Raw genomic sequence first — 18,054 nt, 5'->3', positions numbered from 1 at the left:
TGTTACTTGCGGCTGTAATGCGCGACCAGGCGGTCGCCGAGCATCTGCAGCAGCTGCACCAGGACCAGCAACAGGACCACGGTGACCAGCGCCACGTCGGTGTGCGAACGCTGGTAACCATCGCGGAACGCCAGGTCGCCGAGGCCACCGGAACCAATCGCACCGCCCATCGCGGTGAAGCCGATCAGGGCCACGGTGGTGACCGTCGCCCCGGCGATCAGCCCCGGTCGTGCTTCCGGCAGCAGCACCCGGGTGACCAGCTGCCAGGTGGTGGCACCCATCGCCTGGGTCGCCTCGATCACGCCACGATCCACTTCGCGCAGCGCGGTCTCGACAAGGCGCGCGTAGAACGGCGCCGCGCCGATCACCAGCGGCACGATCGCGCCGCGCACGCCCAGCGAGGTACCCATCAGGAACAGCGTGACCGGGATCAGCACGATCATCAGGATGATGAAAGGCACCGAGCGCAGCAGGTTCACCACCAGAGCCAGCACGCCATAGGCAAACGGCCGGCGCTTCATCTGCGGCGCCCCGAACAGGTACAGCAGCACGCCCAGCGGCAGGCCGATGGCCAGGGTCAGCGGCAGCGAACCGAGCAGCATCAGCAGGGTGTCGATGGTGGCCTGGCCGATGTCGGCCCACTTGCCCGCATCCAGGTGACGGAAGAAACCGCCGGCAGTGGCGATGATCATCGACGCAGCTCCTCGACATGCACGCCGGCAGCCACGAAGGCAGCCTGCGCGGCGGACTGGTCACCGCCCACCAGGGCGACCACCAGCTGACCATAGGGGGTGTCCTTGATCCGGTCGATACGGCCGGACAGGATGTTGTAGTCGACCCCGGTCTGGCGCGCGACGCTGCCGAGCAGGGGTTCGTAGGTGTCGCCGCCGAGGAAGGTCAGGCGCACGATGCGCCCGCCCACCACGTCGAAATCGCGGTGCAACGCCCCTTCGTCCACGTGCTCCGATTCGCTGACGAACCGCCGCGTGGTCGGGTGCTGCGGATGCAGGAACACCCGGGTAACCGGGCCGGTCTCGACCATCTGGCCAGCATCGAGCACGGCCACGCGGTCGCAGACACGGCGGATCACGTCCATCTCGTGGGTGATCAGCACGATGGTCAGGCCCAGCTCGCGGTTGATCTTCGACAACAGCGACAGCACAGAGGCGGTGGTCTGCGGATCCAGCGCGCTGGTGGCCTCGTCGCACAGCAGGATCTGCGGGCGGGTCGCCAGCGCACGGGCGATGCCGACACGCTGCTTCTGGCCGCCGGACAGCTGCGCCGGATACTTCTGCGCATGCGCTTCCAGGCCCACGGTCTGCAGCAGCTCGGCCACGCGCGCGTCGATCTCCGCTTGCGGCGTGCCGGCCAGCTCCAGCGGGAAGGCGACATTGCCAGCCACCGTGCGCGACGACAGCAGGTTGAAGTGCTGGAAGATCATGCCGATGCGCCGGCGCAGCGTGCGCAGGCCGTCCGCGTCCAGTGCGGTGACATCCTCGCCACCGATCAGCAGCCGGCCACCGCTGGGTTCTTCCAGGCGGTTGATCATGCGGATCAGGGTCGACTTGCCCGCGCCGGAATGGCCGATGATGCCGAATACCTCACCGGCCTCGATGGTCAGGTCCAGCGGTTGCAGCGCGCTGACTTCGCGGCCGGCAACGGCATAGGATTTGTGCAGGCGCTGGAACTCGATCACGGGCGTGGCTCACCGGCTGGGTGACGGAAGGGGGCGTGCAGCCTACCAGCGCAGGCGGTCGCGCGCCCGCGCCATGGGCCAGAATGTTATTCCTTTTGGTTCTAAGCCGCCCGCGCCGACGTGTTGGCTGGGGTCAGAGCCCCTGCGGGGATCCGACCCCGGGGTCGGATCCCCGCAGGGGCTCTGACCCCATTCCCAGGCCCAACCGGCTCAGGGATGGTCCAGCGGCTTCGGTGGCTGCACCCGGTTCAGGCGCTCACGATGCAGCAGGTACAGTCCCGAAGCCACGATGATCGCGGCGCCCACCCAGGTATAGCCATCAGGCAGCTGGCCCCAGAAGGCCAGGTCCCAACCGATCACCCAGACCAGGCCACTGTACTCCAAGGGCGCGATCATCGAGGCCTCTCCCAGCTGGAACGCCTTGGTCAGGGCGATCTGGCCCAGCGCCCCGGCCAGGCCCATGCCGGCGATCAGCGGCGCATGCGCCAGCTGCAGCGGCACCCAGCCGGGAAGGGACAGCAGGCCGGCACCGATGGCCATGATCACCAGGAACCAGACCACCATCGACTGCGAGGTATCGGTGCGGGTCAGCAGGCTGACCGTGATCGCCGCCACGGCATAGGCGGTGGCCGCAGCCAGCACCATCAGGCCGGGCACCGAGATGAAACCGTCCACGCCCGGCCGCAGCACCACCAGCACGCCGACCAGGCCGATGCCGATGGCGACCCAGCGCCGTGGCCCGACCCGCTCGCCCAGCAGCGGTACCGACAAGGCGGCGATCAGCAGCGGGGCGACGAAATAGATGGTGTAGGCGGTGGACAGCGGCAGGTCGCGCAGGGCGAACACGAAGCAGCCAATCATCGCCATGCCCAGCGCGCCACGCAGCAGGTGCAGGCCCCAGCGACGCGGCACCAGCGAGCGCGGGCCGGCGCTGGCCAACACCCAGACCAGCACGAACGGCAACGAGGCCGCGCCGCGCAGGAAGGTCACTTCCAGGGTCGGATAGCTGGCCGACAGCTGCTTCATGCCAGCGTCCATCAGCGAGAAACAGGCGACCGCAGCGACCATCCAGGCCACCGCACGCGAAGGGGAGCGTTGCACGTTCATGGCCCATTATCGCCCGGTCGTCGCTTTCTGTAGAGCCGAGCCCACGCTCGGCTGCCCTTCACAAAGCCGCCGAGCGTGGGCTCGGCGCTACAAAGGGCGGGCATGCGGGCCCTCGCGATAGAATGATCGCCACTGAAACCTGCGGAGCACCGCCCATGCCTTCCTTCGACGTCGTGTCCGAAGTCGACACCCACGAGCTGACCAACGCCATCGACCAGGCCAACCGCGAACTGGCCACCCGCTTCGACTTCAAGGGCGTGGACGCAAAGTTCGAGCGCGACGGCGATGTCATCAACCAGACCGCGCCGACCGAATTCCAGCTCAAGCAGATGAACGACATTCTGCGTGCTCGCCTGGCCGCACGCGGCATCGACGTGCTCAGCCTGGAGTTCGGCGACATCGAGACCAACCTGGCCCAGGCCCGGCAGAAGATCACCGTCAAGCAGGGCATCGAGCAGAAGATCGCCAAGAAGATCGCGGCGGCGCTGAAGGATGCCAAGCTGAAGGTGGAAAGCCAGATCAACGGCGACAAGCTGCGCGTGCAGGGCAAGAAGCGCGACGACCTGCAGGACGCCATCGCCGTGCTCAAGGCCGGCAAGTTCGAGCTGCCGCTGCAGTTCAACAACTTCCGCGACTGAGGCATCCGCCGGGCCTGCCCCGGCGCTGCCAGCGGCAGGCACGACGGCGCGTTGCCAGCGACGCGCCTACAATGGCGGCCCCGCCAGCCGACGTGCCCGCCATGACCGATTCCCCCCTGCCCACCGATGACCCGATCGCTGCCACCCGCCTGTGGCTGGAGCGCATCGTCATCGGCCTGAATCTGTGCCCGTTCGCCAAGGCGGTGTATGTGAAGGACCAGGTCCGCATCGTGCTCAGTGATGCGACCACGCCGGAAGCGCTGGTTGAGCAGCTGGCCGAGGAACTGGTGCTGTTGCGCGATACGCCGGCCGAGCAGATCGATACCACGCTGATCGTGCATCCGCAGGTGCTGACGGACTTCCTCGACTACAACGATTTCCTCGACAACGCCGACGCCGCGATCGAGGCACTGGACCTGCAGGGCATCCTGCAGGTGGCCAGCTTCCACCCGGACTACCAGTTCGACGGCGTGGCAGCGGACGACGCCAGCAACTACACCAATCGCGCGCCCTTCCCCACCCTGCACCTGCTGCGCGAAGACAGCGTGGCGCGCGCAGTGGATGTCTATCCGGACCCGGACGTGATCGTCGAGCGCAACATCCAGACCCTGGACCGCATCGGTGTGGACGGCTGGCATCGCCGCCTGCGTGGCGAAGACCTGACGTGAGCACGGTGCCGCCGATTGCCGCATGGCCGGCCGCGCCGCTGTCGGGCAAGGTGGTGCTGGTCACCGGCGGCGCCAACGGCATCGGCCGTGGCATCGCCCAGGCCGTGCTCGGTGCCGGTGGACGCGTGCTGATCGGCGACCTGGACGTGGAGGCCGGCGAGGCGTGCCTGGCGGAATGGCAGCGTAGTGGCGAGGCCGCATTCCAGCGCCTGGACATCACCGACGAAGCCAGCGTGCGCGACTTCATCGCCGTGGCCCTGCGGCGTTTCAGCCGTATCGACGGGCTGGTCAACAACGCGGGCATCGCCGGACCGCATGGCACGCAGCTGCAGGACATGGACTGGGATGAGTGGCAGCGCCGCCTGTCCTCGCTGCACGGTGCCTTCCTGTGCAGCAAGCACGCACTACCGGCGCTGACTGCCAGCGCCGCCGGCGCAATCATCAACATCGCCTCGACCCGCGCCTGGCAATCCGAAGCGCACAGCGAGGCCTATGCTGCGGCCAAAGGCGGGCTGGTGGCGTTCACCCATGCGCTGGCGATCAGTGCCGGCCCAACGGTGCGGGTCAACAGCATCAGTCCGGGCTGGATCGGCACCACGGCCTGGCAGGCCCCCTCGCGGCGACACGCACCTGAGTACTCCGCCATCGACCAGGCACAGCACCCGGTCGGCCGGGTCGGCCGCCCCGAGGACATCGGCGCGCTGGCGGTGTACCTGCTGTCGTCGCTGTCCGGCTTCAGCACCGGCCAGGACTTCATCGTCGACGGCGGCATGACCCGGAAGATGATCTACGCCGAATAGAAAAAGGGGACGGAGGGGATTAAGTCGTTTGTGCACAAACGACTTAATCCCCTCCGTCCCCTTTTTTTCGCTTACGCCATGCCCGAGTGCCGCAGCAGCGCGTCGATCTGCGGCGCGCGGCCGCGGAAGGCCTTGAAGTTCTCCGCCGCCGGGCGGCTGCCACCACGCGACAGGATCTCATCGCGGAAGCGTGCACCGGTTTCAGCCAGTGCCTGCGGCGCTTCCTCGAACGCGGCGTAGGCATCGGCGCTGAGCACTTCGGCCCACTTGTAGCTGTAGTAACCCGCGGCGTAACCACCGGCGAAGATATGGCTGAACTGGTGCGGGAAGCGGTTCCAGACCGGCGGGTGGTTCACCGCCACTTCCGCGCGCACGCGGTCCAGCAGCGCCAGCACGCTGTCCTGCGCCGGTTCGAACTGGCTGTGCAGCAGCATGTCGAACAGGCCGAACTCCAGCTGGCGCACCGTGGCCATGCCGCTATGGAAATTGCGCGCCGCCAGCATGCGCTCGTACAGCGCGCGCGGCAGCGGCTCGCCACTGTCCACGTGCGCGGTCATGCCCTGCAGATGGTCCCATTCCCAGCAGAAGTTCTCCATGAACTGGCTGGGCAGCTCCACCGCGTCCCATTCCACGCCGTTGATGCCGGCCACGCCCAGTTCGCCGATGCGGGTCAGCAGCTGGTGCAGGCCGTGGCCCATCTCATGGAACAGCGTGGTCACTTCATTGTGGCTGAAGGTCGCCGGCCTGCCGTTGGCGCCCCGGCCAAAGTTGCACACCAGGTAGACCAGTGGCGTCTGCACGCTGCCGTCGCCACGCACGCGACGGTTGCGGCAATCGTCCATCCACGCACCGCCGCGCTTGCCCTCGCGCGCGTACAGGTCCAGGTAGAACTGGCCGACCAGCGCGCCCTGCGCATCGACCAGGCGGAAGAAGCGCACGTCTTCGTGCCACACCGGTGCGCTGTCTTCCTGCACATGCAGGCCATACAGCTGCTCGATCACCGAGAACAGGCCGCCCAGTACCTTCGGTTCGGTGAAATACTGCTTCACCTCCTGCTCGGAATAGCTGTAACGCGCCTGCTTCAGGCGGTCGGCGGCGAACGCCAGGTCCCAGGCCTGCAGGTCATCGATGCCCAGCTGCTCGCGTGCGAACTGCTCCAGCTCGGCGCGGTCCTTGGCCGCGAACGGCTTGGCTCGCGCGGCAAGGTCACGCAGGAAACCCAGCACTTCGGCCGGGTCCTGCGCCATCTTGGTCGCCACCGAGTAATGGCCGTACGAATCGAAGCCGAGCAACGCGGCCAGTTCGGCGCGCAGGGCAAGGATACGGTCGATGTTGCCACTGTTGTCCAGCGCGTCATCGCCGAACTCCGATGCACGCTGCGCGCTGGCACGGTACAGGATCTCGCGCAGGTCGCGGTCTTCAGCCCAGGTCTGCACCGGCAGGTAGCACGGCATCTGCAGGGTCAGTTTCCAGCCGGTCCTGCCGTCCTTCTCTGCCGCAGCGCGCGCGGCAGCCTTCACGTCTTCCGGCAGGCCCAGCAGTCGCGCTTCGTCCTCGATGTACAGCGACCATGCATCGGTGGCGTCGAGCACGTTCTGCGAGAACTTCGCCGACAGCGCCGACAGTTCCTCCTTGATCGCCGCAAAGCGCTGCTGCGCCTCAGGTGCCAGCTCGGCACCGCCCAGGCGGAAGTCACGCAGCGTGTTGTCCAGCACCTTGCGCTGGGCTTCATTGAAATGCGCCGCCTCCGGGCTGGCGGCCAGTGCCTGGTACTGGCGATACAGCGCCAGGTTCTGGCCCAGCGCGCTGGCGAAACGGGTCACCCGCGGCAGGTTGCCGTTGTAGGCCTCACGCAGTTCCGGGGTGTTGACCACCCCCTGCAGGTGGCCGACCAGGCCCCAGGCACGCCACAGGCGCTCGGTGGCGTCATCCAGCGGGGTGACGAAGGTGTCCCAACGCACCGGCTGCACCCGCTCGGCTGCGCTGACGGCAGCTTCGGCCTCGGCCAGCAGCACATCCAGCGCCGGCGCGACGTGCTCGGGGCGGATCGCGTCAAAGCGCGGCAGTCCGGAAAAATCGAGCAGGGGGTTGGCAACGGTCACGGCAGATCTCCAGGGAACGGGCCCGGCGGGCGGGCAGCTTCCCAGATATGGCGCTGACAGGCGCGGCTGACAAGGGGGCATGCGCCGGCGTTCACGTCGGCCTGACGGCCGCGCACCGAAGCTCTGGCTGCGGGGGAGTCCGCAGCGGTACTTACCGAACGAGGCCCTACATGGAAGGTCTGGCTGCAGTGGCATCCATCTCACCGGCGCGCTCGCTGGCGCTGTCCGCCAGCCCGGCAGAACTGGCCTGGATCGCCGCGCTGTGCGATGCCGGCGACGACGCCCCCCGCCATTTGGAGCAGCTGCAGGCAGTATTGCAGCAGGGCGGCACGTTCAACGATGCCCAGGAGTGGTACCCGTTCGAGGTGATCGAGCGCGGCGCCAGCCAGTTGCAGCTGGGCCACGAGCGCGAGTTCGTGATCTGCGTGCTGCTGTGGCTGCAGGCATTGGCCCAGGGACGCGCCAGCATCCTGGACCCCAGCCTGCACCTGGATGACCGCGCGATGGACATCGAGGCGTTGCCTGATGCGCTGCGCGATGCGGTGCTGGATGCGTTCACCGCAGCGGGGTATTGAGACGCCCCGGCGACCGGGTGGAGTCGACTGTGGGTCGACTTTCGCGCGCAGCGCGGGATTCTGGCGACCTGAACGTGGAGCGGTCGACCAACAGCAGACGCTACCCAGCCGATGCACAGCCGGCCGTGCGTTGCCGCGTTACAACGCTTCCAGGCTGCACCACGGCAGTTCGGGCAACCCCTGCCCGGCCACCGCCGCCGCCAGCTGCGCATCGGCGCCGTCGACATCGATTCCCTGCCGCCCATACCACGCCGGGTCGTAATAGCTCTGCGCATAGCGCTCGCCACTGTCGCACAGGATGCTGACGATGCTGCCCTGGTGGCCCGCCTCACGCATCCATTGCGCGGCCTGCAGCACGCCGATGAAGTTGGTGCCGGTGGAGCCACCGACACGGCGGCCGAGCTGGCGGCTGACATGGCGCATCGCGGCCAGGCTCAGCGCATCGGGCACCTTCACCATCGCATCGACACTGGTCGGGATGAAACTCGGCTCCACCCGTGGCCGGCCGATGCCTTCCACGCGCGAGCCACCGCTGCAGGTCAGTCCACGCCAGTCCTGTTCACCGGCCACGGCAGCCTTGTAGCCGTCGAAGAACACCGACACTTCCGGGTCCGCGCACAGGATGCGGGTGTCATGCCGGCGGTAGCTGACATAACGGCCCAGCGTGGCGGCGGTACCGCCGGTACCCGGGCTGCACACGATCCATTCCGGAACCGGGCTGGGCTCTTCGGCCATCTGCTTGAAGATGGATTCGGCGATGTTGTTGTTGGCACGCCAGTCGGTCGCCCGCTCGGCATAGGTGAACTGGTCCATGAAGTGGCCGCCGGTTTCGCGGGCCAGCTTTTCCGAATCGCAGTTGAGGTCGCAGGCGCGCTCGACCAGGTGGCAGCGGCCCCCATGGAACTCGATCGCCGCGATCTTTTCCGGCGAGGTGGTGGCCGGGATCACCGCAATGAACGGCAGGCCCAGCAGGCGCGCGAAATAGGCTTCGGACACGGCGGTCGAGCCACTGGAGGCCTCGATCACTGGCCGGCCCTCGCGCAACCAACCGTTGGCCAGCGCGTACAGGAACAGCGAGCGCGCCAGCCGGTGCTTGAGGCTGCCGGTGGGATGGCTCGACTCGTCCTTCAGGTACAGGTCGATGCCCTCGAACCCGGGCAGCGCCAGCGGGATCAGATGGGTATCGGCGGAACGGTTGAAATCGGCTTCGATCTTGCGGATGGCGGCGGCCACCCATTCACGCTGCGACATGGCGGGCAATCGTTATCAGGACGGAACGGTGCGATCCGGCCATTGTACGTCGCGGTGCCGTCAGGTGCGGGCCGGTAGAATGGCGCCATCCGGCCGGCAACGGCCCCGTCTGAAGGACCTCCCCCATGACCATTCCCGCCCTGCGCGATGTCCCCGGCGTCGCCGCCCAGGCCCCGGCCGAAACCAGCGGCTTCGTGTTCAACCACACCATGCTGCGGGTGAAGGACATCACCGCCTCGCTGGACTTCTACACCCGCGTGCTGGGTTACCAGCTGATCGACAAGCGCGACTTCCCCGACGCCCAGTTCAGCCTGTACTTCCTGGCCTACGTGCCGGCCGGCGCAGTGGTGCCAGAAGACGACAGCCAGCGCCGCCTGTGGATGGCCGGCCTGCCGGGCGTGCTGGAACTGACCCACAACCACGGTACCGAAACCCAGGCCGGTGCGGTGTACCACGACGGCAACAGCGACCCGCGCGGCTTCGGCCACATCTGCGTGTCGGTGCCGGACATCGAGGCCGCCTGCCAGCGCTTCGAGGACCTCGGCGTGACCTTCCAGAAGCGCCTGACCGACGGCCGCATGAAGAACCTGGCCTTCATCAAGGACCCGGACGGCTACTGGGTCGAAATCATCGCCAACTGACAAAAAGGGGACGGAGGGGATTAAGTCATTTCTGGCACTATTGGTCGGAAGCGACTTAATCCCCTCCGTCCCCTTTTTTGCGAGGTTCGTATGGAAACGATGGAACTGCACCGCGGCCGCCTGATCGACCACATCCAGCTGGTGGTGCGTGACCTGGCCGCCAGCCGCCGCTTCTACCAGGCGGTGTTCGACACCATCGGCATCCCGATCGCCGGCGAAGGCGATGATTACTTCTGGGCCGATGAGCTGTTCATTTCCAGCGCCAGCAGCGAGGCCGCCGCCGGCCAGCTGACCGGCCGGCACCATCTGGCCTTCCAGGCCCGCGACAGCGCCACCGTCGATGCCTTCCATACCGCCGCGATCGCCGCCGGCGGCACCGATAACGGCGCGCCGGGCGAACGCCCCTACCACCCGGGCTACTACGGCGCCTTCGTGCTCGACCCGGACGGCAACAACATCGAAGTGGTCTATCACGGTCCGGCGAACTACAGCGCCGACTCGGTGAAGGTCACGTTCTGATATCACCGAAGCCGTGAACGAAGAAGCCGGGCAATGCCCGGCTTCCCTGCTTCCAGCGCTGCAGCCCTCAGTGGGCGGCCATGTAGATGTCCTGAAGCACGGCCTTTTCCAGTTCCAGCTCGCCCAGCAGGTTCTTCACGATATCGCCCAGGCTGAGGATGCCGACCAGCTGGTTGCCGTCGGTCACCATCAGATGACGGCGCCGCGAGTACGTCATCAACGACATGGCCTGCTTCAGCGTCGCGTCCGGCGCAATGCCTTCCAGGCCGGTGGACGGCAGGCTGGAGATCACCCGGCGGCCGGCCTGCGGGCCGTCGTCGGCCAGGGTACGCACGATGTCCTTCTCGGAAATGATGCCGACCGGGGCATCGTCCTTCATCACCACCAGCGCAGCGATCCTGTTCGCGCTCATCTTGTGGGCGGCGGCACCGATGGTGTCCTCGGCGTCGATGGTGATGACAGCTTCTTTCTTGGATTGCAGGAGTTCGCGGACGTTCATTCTTGTTTCCTGGTGCAGGTCACTGAAGTCAAAAAAGTGTGCTCTTCCGATACGCCCCCTCCCCGGGAACAGACCTTTCAGCGCACGTCTGGCGCACCCGCCCGCCGCGTGGAATGGATCGGCAGGCGATGTGCTGCAACGCGAACGAGGTGGGCTCAACCGCTCAACCCGGACCTCGGTCAAATCGATTCTACGACTGCGACCATCGGTCACTACCGGCATCGATAGGACAGTTCGTCGTGGGAACCAACCGACGATCCAGAGAATGGCACCGCGGCTGAAACCGCCGCTGAATACAGCCAATGCCACGCATTAAAGAATGATTGCCTGCTGCCGACGGCGGACAGAACACCCGGCGGCTGTCCCACTTGGCATGGCCAACCACGCAAACGAAAGGGGCCACGCGGGCCCCTTTTCGCATGCAGCATTCAACGGATCCGGTAGTGTTACTCCACCGTCACGCTCTTGGCCAGGTTGCGCGGCTTGTCCACGTCGGTGCCGCGTGCCAGCGCGGTGTGGTAGGCCAGCAGCTGCACCGGAATGGTGTGCACGATCGGGCTGAGCACGCCGGCATGGCGCGGCGTGCGGATCACGTGCACGCCTTCGGACTCATTGAAGTTGCTGTCCTGGTCGGCGAACACGAACAGCTCGCCACCACGGGCGCGCACTTCCTGCATGTTCGACTTCACCTTCTCCAGCAGGCTGTCATTGGGGGCGATCACCACCACCGGCATGTCCTCGTCCACCAGCGCCAGCGGGCCATGCTTCAGCTCGCCCGCCGGGTAGGCCTCGGCGTGGATGTAGGAAATCTCCTTGAGCTTGAGCGAGCCTTCCAGCGCGATCGGGTAATGCAGGCCACGGCCCAGGAACAGCGCATTGGACTTGCGCGCGAAGCGTTCGGCCCACGCCGCGATCTGCGGTTCCAGGTTCAGCGCGTGCTGCACGCTGCCCGGCAGGAAGCGCAGCTGTTCCAGGTAATCCGCTTCCTGCGCCGCGTCGATGCGGCCATGCAGCTTGCCCAGCACCACGGTCAACTGGAACAGCGCGGCCAGCTGGGTGGTGAAGGCCTTGGTCGAAGCCACGCCGATCTCCGCGCCCGCGCGGGTGTAGCAGACCAGCTCGCTGGCGCGCGGAATCGCGCTTTCCGGCACGTTGCAGATCGACAGCGTGTGCTTGTGGCCAAGCGCCTTGGCGTACTTCAGCGCCTCCATCGTATCCAGCGTTTCGCCGGACTGGGAGATGGTGACGATCAGGTGCTTCGGGTTGGCATACGCGGCGCGGTAGCGGTACTCGCTGGCAATCTCCACGCTGCACGGCAGGCCGGCGATGGCCTCGATCCAGTAGCGCGCGGTCAGGCCGGCGTAGTAGCTGGTGCCGCAGGCAATGATCTGCACGCCCTCGATGCCCGACAGCACCGCTTCGGCATTCTTGCCGAACAGCTCGGCCGGGAAACCACCGGCGTCGATCGCCGCCTCGATGGTGTCGCCCAGCGCGCGCGGCTGCTCGTGGATTTCCTTCTGCATGAAGTGGCGGTACGGGCCAAGCTCCAGCGATGCCAGCGACACGTCGGACAGGTGCACATCGCGCTCGACCGGCCGGTCATGCTCATCGAAGATGCGCACGCCATCGCGACGGATCTCGGCGGTGTCGCCCTCTTCCAGGAAGATCACCTTGCGGGTGGCCGAGATCACCGCCGAGACGTCGGAGGCGACGAAGTTCTCGCCCTCGCCCAGGCCCACCAGCAGCGGGCAGCCCATGCGCGCGCAGACGAAGCGCTCCGGCTCGGCGCGGCTGACCACGGCCAGCGCGTAGGCGCCGGTCAGCTCCTTCACCGTGTGCTGCAGCGCCACCAGCAGGTCATCGCCGCCCTTCAGGTGATGATGGATCAGGTGCGCGATGACTTCGGTGTCGGTCTGCGACTCGAAGGTGTAGCCCAGCGCGCGCAGCTTCTCGCGCTGCTCTTCGTGGTTCTCGATGATGCCGTTGTGCACCAGCGCCACGCCGTGGCTGATGTGCGGATGCGCGTTGGCCTCGGTGACGCCGCCGTGGGTGGCCCAGCGGGTGTGGCCGATACCCAGCACCGCATTGAACCCTTCGGCCTCGGCCGCCGTGGCCATTTCCGACACGCGACCGGTGCGGCGGACACGACGTACTTCGGGGCGCTCGGCGTGATCGATCACCGCGATGCCCGAGGAGTCGTAACCACGGTACTCAAGCCGCTTCAGGCCTTCGATCAGCACCGGCACCACGTCGCGACCGGCGATTGCACCCACGATTCCACACATGTCACGCGTTTCCTTGAAGACGATCGGCGCATTCTAGCCCGCGTGTCCGGCTTCCCCCTCCTGTCCGCTTAATGAAAGTGTCCGGAAAGGTGTCCGCGGACACCCGGACACTCCAGCGGCCCGCCCAACCTGTTGAACTGAAAGGAAATAAAGTTGGCACGCTACGTGCTTGGTACTGGCTACCACCGTCAGGCACGCACCCGATGATCCGCGACACTTCCGCACAGGACCAGATCGTTTCCTCCGCCCCCGCCGGCGCCACCCGCGTCAACTGGCAGCGCTACCGCTGGCCGGCGCTGGGCGCCATCGTGCTGCTGGCCGGCATCGGCTGGGCCGTGCATGCCTGGTCCAATGCCAGCCGCTCCTTCGACAGCAGCCGGGTGCGCATCGCCGAAGTGAAGCGCGGCGACCTGGTCCGCGACATCGCCGCCGACGGCCGGGTGATCGCCGCCAACAGCCCGATCCTGTACGCCATCTCGGCCGGCACCGTGGACCTGAAAGTGGTCGCCGGTGACGTGGTCAAGAAGGGCCAGGAACTGGCGGTCATCGACAGCCCGGAACTGCGCAGCAAGCTGGCCCAGGAACAGGCCACCCTGGCCGGCCTGGAAGCCGAGGCCAGCCGTGCCGCGCTGGACGCCACCCTGGCCCGCGCCAAGTCGCGCAAGGAAACCGACCAGGCCACCATCGAGCGCCAGGCCGCCGACCGCGACCTGCAGCGCTTCCAGCGCGGCTACGACGGCGGTGCGGTGCCACAGATCGACCTGGCCAAGGCCAAGGACTCGCTGAAGAAGGCCGACATCACCCTGGCCAACGCCACCACCGATGCGCGCCTGCAGAGCCAGGGCGCCGACCTGGATGCCCGCAACAAGCGCCTGCTGGCCGACCGCCAGAAGGCCGTGGTGGCCGAAGTGCAGCGCCAGGTCGACGCACTGACCCTGCGCGCACCGTTTGACGGCCAGGTCGGCCAGGTGCAGGCGGTCCAGTCCACCAACCTGGCTGCCAACGCGCCGGTGCTGGGCGTGGTCGACCTGTCCAAGTTCGAGGTCGAGATCAAGGTGCCGGAGAGCTTCGCCCGCGACCTGGCGATCGGCATGCCGGCGCAGCTGACCGGCGGCAATGGCAAGCCGTTCCCGGGCGAGATCAGCGCGGTGTCGCCGGAAGTGGTCAACGGCGAGGTCAACGCCCGCGTGCGCTTCGCCAGCGCGCAGCCGGAAGGCCTGCGCCAGAGCCAGCGGATGTCGGTGCGCGTGCTGCTCGATACCCGCAAGGACGTGCTGAAGGTCGAGCGCGGCCCGTTCGTCGAACAGGGCAATGGCGTGGCCTACGTGATGGATGGCCGCACCGCGGTGCGGCGTCCGGTGGAACTGGGCGTCAGCAGCCTGGGCGAAGTGGAAATCAAGTCGGGTGTGCAGCCGGGCGACCGCATCGTGGTCTCCGGCAGCGACCTGTTCAAGGACGCCGAACGCGTCTCCGTCAACTGATACCCGATACCTGAATCCTGGAGAGAGGACACCCCATGTACATGCTCGAAATGCGTTCGGTCGCCAAGGTCTTCCGCACCGAACAGGTGGAAACCCACGCGTTGCGCTCGCTGGAACTGCAGGTCAAGGAAGGCGAGTTCGTCGCGGTCACCGGCCCGTCCGGCTCCGGCAAGACCACCTTCCTCAACATCGCCGGCCTGCTGGAAACCTTCACCAGCGGCACCTACCTGCTTGACGGCCAGGACGTGAGCACGCTGGGCGATGACGCCCGCAGCCGCCTGCGCAACCAGAAGATCGGCTTCATCTTCCAGGGCTTCAACCTGATTCCCGACCTGAACCTGTTCGACAACGTCGACGTGCCGCTGCGCTACCGGAAGATGAGTGCCAACGAGCGCCGCGAACGCATCGAGAAGGCGCTCACCCAGGTCGGCCTGGGCTCACGCATGAAGCATTACCCGAACGAACTGTCCGGCGGCCAGCAGCAGCGTGCGGCGATCGCGCGTGCGCTGGCCGGCAGCCCGCGCCTGCTGCTGGCCGACGAACCGACCGGCAACCTGGATACGCAGATGGCCCGCGGCGTGATGGAACTGCTGGAGGAGATCAATGCCGCCGGCACCACCATCGTGATGGTCACCCACGACCCGGAACTGGCCGCGCGCGCGCAGCGCAATGTGCACATCGTCGATGGCCAGGTGACCGACCTGGTGCGCGAACCGGTGCTGGCTACCCCGCCGCGCCACATCGTTGCCGTCAACGAGTGAGGGCACTCCCATGTTCGCCTATTACACCCGATTGGCGGTACGCAGCTTCCGCCGCAACAAGATCCTGACCGCACTGATGGTGGTCGCCATCGCGCTCGGCATCGGTGCCTCGATGACCACGCTGACGGTGTTCCACGTGCTGTCCGGCGACCCGATTCCCGGCAAGAGCGACCAGCTGTTCTACGTGCAGGTCGATCCGCGCCCGCGCGGCGGCTATACCCCGGGTGAGGAGCCTGAGGAACAGATGACACGGCGCGACGCCGAGACCCTGCTGCGCGAGAAGCGCGGCATCCGCCAGGCGATGATGAGCGCGGGCGGCGGCACGGTGGAACCGGAGCTCAGCACGCTCAAGCCGTTCTCGGTGGACACGCGCTGGACGTCGGCCGATTTCTTCCCGATGTTCGACGTGCCGATGCAGTACGGGCGTGCCTGGAACAGCAGCGATGATGACAATCGCAGCCGGGTGGTGGTGCTGTCGAAAGCGATCAACGACAAGCTGTTCCAGGGTGCCGACAGCACCGGTCGCGAGATCCGCCTGAGTGGCCATTCACTGCGGGTGATCGGCGTGATGAAGAAGTGGAATCCCGAACCCCACTTCTTCGATCTGACCACCGGCAACTACGGCAAGGATGAAGACCTGCTGGTGCCGTTTTCCACTGCGATGGACCTGGAGTTCGGCAGCAACGGCAACATGAACTGCTTCGGCGAGAATCCGGATGGCAGCAGCAACTCGATCAGCGCGCCCTGCAGCTGGATCCAGTACTGGGTGGAGCTGGATCCGGCCAAGGTCGAGGACTACCGCAGCTACCTGGCCAACTACTCGGACCAGCAGCGCGCAGCGGGCCGTTTCGAGCGCCCCACCAATGTGCGCCTGCGCCCGGTGATGGAGTGGTTGACGTTCAAGAATGCCGTGCCCAGCGACGTGCGCCTGCAGATGTGGCTGGCACTGGGCTTTCTCGGCGTCTGCCTGGTCAACACGGTGGGCCTGCTGCTGGCGAAGTTCCTGCGCCGCAGCGGTGAGATCGGCGTGCGCCGCGCCCTCGGTGCCAGCCGTGGGCAGATCTTCCTGCAATGCCTGGTTGAAGCCGGTGCGATCGGCGTTGCCGGCGGCGTGCTCGGCATCGGCCTGGCCCTGCTCGGCCTGTATGCGGTACGCCAGCAACCCGTGGACTACGCGAGCCTGGCCCACCTGGACGGCAGCATGCTGCTGCTGGCCATTGGCCTGACCCTGTTCGCCAGCCTCGCCGCTGGTTTCCTGCCCGCCTGGCGCGCGATGCAGGTTACCCCGGCCATCCAGCTCAAGTCGCAGTAAGCACGAGTACGAGGACCTCCCATGGATATCCGCCCCATCCTCAGCACCATGCGCCGGCACAAGACAGCCGCCGCCCTGATCGTGCTGGAAGTCGCCCTGACCTGCGCCATCGTCTGCAATGCCCTGTTCCTGGTCACCCAGCGCGTTGAACGGATCAGCCAGACCAGCGGCCTGGCCGAGAACGAGCTGGTGTTCGTCCGGGTCAGCGGCATCGGCAAGCAGACCAATGGCCAGGCCCGCACCCAGGAGGACCTGTCCGCCCTGCGCGCCGTTCCCGGGGTCACCGCCGCCGCGAAGGTCAACCAGCTGCCGTTCCGCCCGAACTCCTCCAATACCAGCGTTTCGCTGAAGCAGGAACAGGAACGTCCGACCGCCTTCGTCACCATGTACATGTTCGGCGAAGGTGGACTGTCCACGCTTGGACTGCAGCTGACCGCCGGCCGCGACTTCCAGCCCAGCGAATACAGCAATGTCGAGGATGCACAGAAGAACGCCTCCACCAATACCGCCTCCTCGGTGATCATCAGCCGCACGCTCGCCGACAGGCTGTACCCCGGCGAGAACGCACTGGGCAAGACGTTCTACATGGGCAAGCAGCCACTGCACGTGGTGGGTATTGTCGCGTCATTGGCCACGCCCACCGATTACAACAACAACACCACGCTGTCGATGGTGCTGCCTGTGCGGACCGATTTCACCCAGGGCCCGTACGTCCTGCGCACCGCTCCGGAACGGCGCGAGGAAGTACTCAAGGGCGCGATCGCCGCGCTTGAACGCAACGACCCCAACCGGCTGGTGCGCGAGAAGCTGACCTATGAGGCGCAGCGCAATGACTACTTCAAGAACGACAGGGCCATGGTCGGGCTGCTGATCACGGTGTGCATCTCGCTGCTGGTGGTCACCGCACTGGGCATCATCGGCCTGGCCAGCTTCTGGGTGCAGCAGCGCAGCAAGCAGATTGGTATCCGTCGCGCGCTCGGCGCGACGCGTGGGCAGATCCTGCGCTACTTCCAGACCGAGAACTTCCTGCTGGCCACGCTGGGCATCGTGCTGGGCATGCTGGCCGCCTATGCGATCAACCTGGCACTGATGAACATGTACGAGCTGCCGCGCATGCCGCTGCACTACCTGCCGCTGGGCGCACTGCTGCTGTGGGTGCTTGGCCAGATCGCGGTGTTCGGGCCGGCCCGGCGCGCGGCAGCGGTACCGCCTGCGGTTGCCACGCGGGGCGCATGAGATGCGTATCCGCTGGATGCTGATGATGATGCTCCTGCCACTGCCGGCACTGGCCGGCGGTGGCAGCTCGCAGACACTGGAGTGGCGCCAGGACGATGCGCGCCTGGCATTGCGTTCGAGCGAAGGCCAGGTGCGCGTGGAAGCCGCCGGCCCGGAAGCCCGCTTCGGCGTGCGCAGCGGCGATCGCATCCTGCGGGTGGATGACACCACCGTACGCAGGATCGAGCATCTTGCCGAGGCCCTGCGGCGTTCAAGCGCCGCCAGGGCCTATCTCCTGCTGCAGCGCGACAGGCAGGAACTGACGGTCGCGGTGGACGCCGCTGTCTGGCGCATGGCGCTGGTCGCTCCGCCTCCGCCAGCACCGCCACCGCCACCGCCGCCGCCCCGACGCTGAGCCCGCCGCCCCGACGGCTACGGGTTTGGCTATGCTTGATGGGTGGCGCCGGGCTCTCCCGGCGTATGGACACGAACACGGCTCCATCG

18 protein-coding genes are annotated in these 18,054 nt (G+C 66.8%); 11 read left to right on the top strand and 7 right to left on the bottom strand.

Going from position 1 to position 18,054, the window contains the following annotated elements:
• Positions 1-2 precede the first annotated feature (2 nt).
• The 3 genes from VG556_RS16820 to VG556_RS16810 all read right to left on the bottom strand — a co-directional run bounded on the left by VG556_RS16820 (position 3) and on the right by VG556_RS16810 (position 2,803).
• Positions 3-692, bottom strand: a complete 690-nt coding sequence (locus VG556_RS16820; protein ID WP_014038544.1) for a methionine ABC transporter permease — start codon at positions 690-692, stop codon at positions 3-5.
• A complete protein-coding gene (locus tag VG556_RS16815; RefSeq protein ID WP_014648473.1) occupies positions 689-1,696 on the bottom strand; it encodes a methionine ABC transporter ATP-binding protein in 1,008 nt (335 codons plus the stop codon). Before VG556_RS16815 ends, VG556_RS16820 begins: the two co-directional genes overlap by 4 nt.
• Before the next feature lie 210 nt (positions 1,697-1,906).
• Positions 1,907-2,803, bottom strand: coding sequence for a DMT family transporter (locus VG556_RS16810; protein WP_014648474.1), 897 nt, complete (start codon positions 2,801-2,803; stop codon positions 1,907-1,909).
• A gap of 155 nt (positions 2,804-2,958) precedes the next feature.
• On the opposite strand from VG556_RS16810, the gene VG556_RS16805 reads away from it, so the two are divergent.
• From VG556_RS16805 to VG556_RS16795, 3 genes are all read left to right on the top strand, one after another.
• Complete coding sequence (locus VG556_RS16805) at positions 2,959-3,441, top strand: YajQ family cyclic di-GMP-binding protein (RefSeq protein ID WP_006471121.1); 483 nt, start codon at positions 2,959-2,961, stop codon at positions 3,439-3,441.
• Between the two features lie 101 nt (positions 3,442-3,542).
• Positions 3,543-4,109, top strand: coding sequence for a DUF1415 domain-containing protein (locus VG556_RS16800; protein ID WP_049406028.1), 567 nt, complete (start codon positions 3,543-3,545; stop codon positions 4,107-4,109).
• A complete protein-coding gene (locus VG556_RS16795) occupies positions 4,106-4,909 on the top strand; it encodes an SDR family oxidoreductase (RefSeq protein ID WP_032961223.1) in 804 nt (267 codons plus the stop codon). Before VG556_RS16800 ends, VG556_RS16795 begins: the two co-directional genes overlap by 4 nt.
• A gap of 71 nt (positions 4,910-4,980) precedes the next feature.
• On the opposite strand, the gene VG556_RS16790 is transcribed toward VG556_RS16795, so the two are convergent.
• Positions 4,981-7,011, bottom strand: coding sequence for a M3 family metallopeptidase (locus VG556_RS16790; protein ID WP_032961226.1), 2,031 nt, complete (start codon positions 7,009-7,011; stop codon positions 4,981-4,983).
• A 170-nt stretch (positions 7,012-7,181) separates the two neighbouring features.
• On the opposite strand from VG556_RS16790, the gene VG556_RS16785 reads away from it, so the two are divergent.
• Entirely contained in the window at positions 7,182-7,586 is a 405-nt protein-coding gene (locus VG556_RS16785) for a hypothetical protein (protein WP_014648478.1), read from the top strand.
• Between the two features lie 138 nt (positions 7,587-7,724).
• On the opposite strand, the gene VG556_RS16780 is transcribed toward VG556_RS16785, so the two are convergent.
• The gene (locus tag VG556_RS16780) at positions 7,725-8,837 is read right to left on the bottom strand and encodes a PLP-dependent cysteine synthase family protein (RefSeq protein WP_014038552.1); all 1,113 of its coding nucleotides are present in this window, start codon (positions 8,835-8,837) and stop codon (positions 7,725-7,727) included.
• 125 nt (positions 8,838-8,962) lie between these two features.
• On the opposite strand from VG556_RS16780, the gene gloA reads away from it, so the two are divergent.
• Both gloA and VG556_RS16770 read left to right on the top strand, forming a co-directional pair.
• Positions 8,963-9,478, top strand: coding sequence for a lactoylglutathione lyase (gene gloA / locus VG556_RS16775; RefSeq protein WP_014648479.1), 516 nt, complete (start codon positions 8,963-8,965; stop codon positions 9,476-9,478).
• Between the two features lie 90 nt (positions 9,479-9,568).
• The gene (locus VG556_RS16770; protein WP_049404183.1) at positions 9,569-9,997 is read left to right on the top strand and encodes a VOC family protein; all 429 of its coding nucleotides are present in this window, start codon (positions 9,569-9,571) and stop codon (positions 9,995-9,997) included.
• A 67-nt stretch (positions 9,998-10,064) separates the two neighbouring features.
• On the opposite strand, the gene VG556_RS16765 is transcribed toward VG556_RS16770, so the two are convergent.
• On the bottom strand, positions 10,065-10,496 hold the full coding sequence (locus tag VG556_RS16765; RefSeq protein WP_014648481.1) for a CBS domain-containing protein: 432 nt from the start codon (positions 10,494-10,496) through the stop codon (positions 10,065-10,067).
• A 446-nt stretch (positions 10,497-10,942) separates the two neighbouring features.
• Positions 10,943-12,781 (bottom strand): glutamine--fructose-6-phosphate transaminase (isomerizing), encoded by a 1,839-nt coding sequence (glmS, locus tag VG556_RS16760; RefSeq protein WP_100450641.1) that lies wholly within the window; start codon positions 12,779-12,781, stop codon positions 10,943-10,945.
• Between the two features lie 203 nt (positions 12,782-12,984).
• Here glmS and VG556_RS16755 point away from each other — a divergent pair, with 203 nt between their 5' ends.
• The 5 genes from VG556_RS16755 to VG556_RS16735 are packed head-to-tail and all read left to right on the top strand — an operon-like array spanning position 12,985 to position 17,965.
• A complete protein-coding gene (locus VG556_RS16755; RefSeq protein ID WP_032961233.1) occupies positions 12,985-14,262 on the top strand; it encodes an efflux RND transporter periplasmic adaptor subunit in 1,278 nt (425 codons plus the stop codon).
• A 35-nt stretch (positions 14,263-14,297) separates the two neighbouring features.
• Complete coding sequence (locus VG556_RS16750; RefSeq protein ID WP_014648484.1) at positions 14,298-15,023, top strand: ABC transporter ATP-binding protein; 726 nt, start codon at positions 14,298-14,300, stop codon at positions 15,021-15,023.
• 10 nt (positions 15,024-15,033) lie between these two features.
• The gene (locus tag VG556_RS16745) at positions 15,034-16,335 is read left to right on the top strand and encodes an ABC transporter permease (protein WP_100450642.1); all 1,302 of its coding nucleotides are present in this window, start codon (positions 15,034-15,036) and stop codon (positions 16,333-16,335) included.
• A 21-nt stretch (positions 16,336-16,356) separates the two neighbouring features.
• Positions 16,357-17,571 carry an ABC transporter permease gene (locus VG556_RS16740; RefSeq protein WP_100450643.1) on the top strand — a complete coding sequence of 405 codons (1,215 nt, stop codon included), beginning with the start codon at positions 16,357-16,359 and terminating at the stop codon, positions 17,569-17,571.
• Positions 17,572-17,587: 16 nt separating this feature from the next.
• Complete coding sequence (locus VG556_RS16735; protein ID WP_100450921.1) at positions 17,588-17,965, top strand: PDZ domain-containing protein; 378 nt, start codon at positions 17,588-17,590, stop codon at positions 17,963-17,965.
• Positions 17,966-18,054: the final 89 nt, after the last annotated feature.

It is taken from the genome of Stenotrophomonas sp. CASM106 (assembly GCF_049384825.1).
GTDB classification, from domain to species: domain Bacteria; phylum Pseudomonadota; class Gammaproteobacteria; order Xanthomonadales; family Xanthomonadaceae; genus Stenotrophomonas; species Stenotrophomonas muris.
This window is presented reverse-complemented; position numbering and strand designations above follow the sequence as displayed.

Coding starts and splice junctions, on each gene's coding strand:
- VG556_RS16820 (WP_014038544.1), bottom strand. CDS start 692: ATGATCATCGCCACTGCCGGCGGTTTCTTCCGTCACCTGGATGCGGGC.
- VG556_RS16810 (WP_014648474.1), bottom strand. CDS start 2,803: ATGAACGTGCAACGCTCCCCTTCGCGTGCGGTGGCCTGGATGGTCGCT.
- VG556_RS16805 (WP_006471121.1), top strand. CDS start 2,959: ATGCCTTCCTTCGACGTCGTGTCCGAAGTCGACACCCACGAGCTGACC.
- VG556_RS16800 (WP_049406028.1), top strand. CDS start 3,543: ATGACCGATTCCCCCCTGCCCACCGATGACCCGATCGCTGCCACCCGC.
- VG556_RS16785 (WP_014648478.1), top strand. CDS start 7,182: ATGGAAGGTCTGGCTGCAGTGGCATCCATCTCACCGGCGCGCTCGCTG.
- VG556_RS16780 (WP_014038552.1), bottom strand. CDS start 8,837: ATGTCGCAGCGTGAATGGGTGGCCGCCGCCATCCGCAAGATCGAAGCC.
- gloA (WP_014648479.1), top strand. CDS start 8,963: ATGACCATTCCCGCCCTGCGCGATGTCCCCGGCGTCGCCGCCCAGGCC.
- VG556_RS16770 (WP_049404183.1), top strand. CDS start 9,569: ATGGAAACGATGGAACTGCACCGCGGCCGCCTGATCGACCACATCCAG.
- VG556_RS16765 (WP_014648481.1), bottom strand. CDS start 10,496: ATGAACGTCCGCGAACTCCTGCAATCCAAGAAAGAAGCTGTCATCACC.
- glmS (WP_100450641.1), bottom strand. CDS start 12,781: ATGTGTGGAATCGTGGGTGCAATCGCCGGTCGCGACGTGGTGCCGGTG.
- VG556_RS16755 (WP_032961233.1), top strand. CDS start 12,985: ATGATCCGCGACACTTCCGCACAGGACCAGATCGTTTCCTCCGCCCCC.
- VG556_RS16750 (WP_014648484.1), top strand. CDS start 14,298: ATGTACATGCTCGAAATGCGTTCGGTCGCCAAGGTCTTCCGCACCGAA.
- VG556_RS16745 (WP_100450642.1), top strand. CDS start 15,034: ATGTTCGCCTATTACACCCGATTGGCGGTACGCAGCTTCCGCCGCAAC.
- VG556_RS16740 (WP_100450643.1), top strand. CDS start 16,357: ATGGATATCCGCCCCATCCTCAGCACCATGCGCCGGCACAAGACAGCC.
- VG556_RS16735 (WP_100450921.1), top strand. CDS start 17,588: ATGCTGATGATGATGCTCCTGCCACTGCCGGCACTGGCCGGCGGTGGC.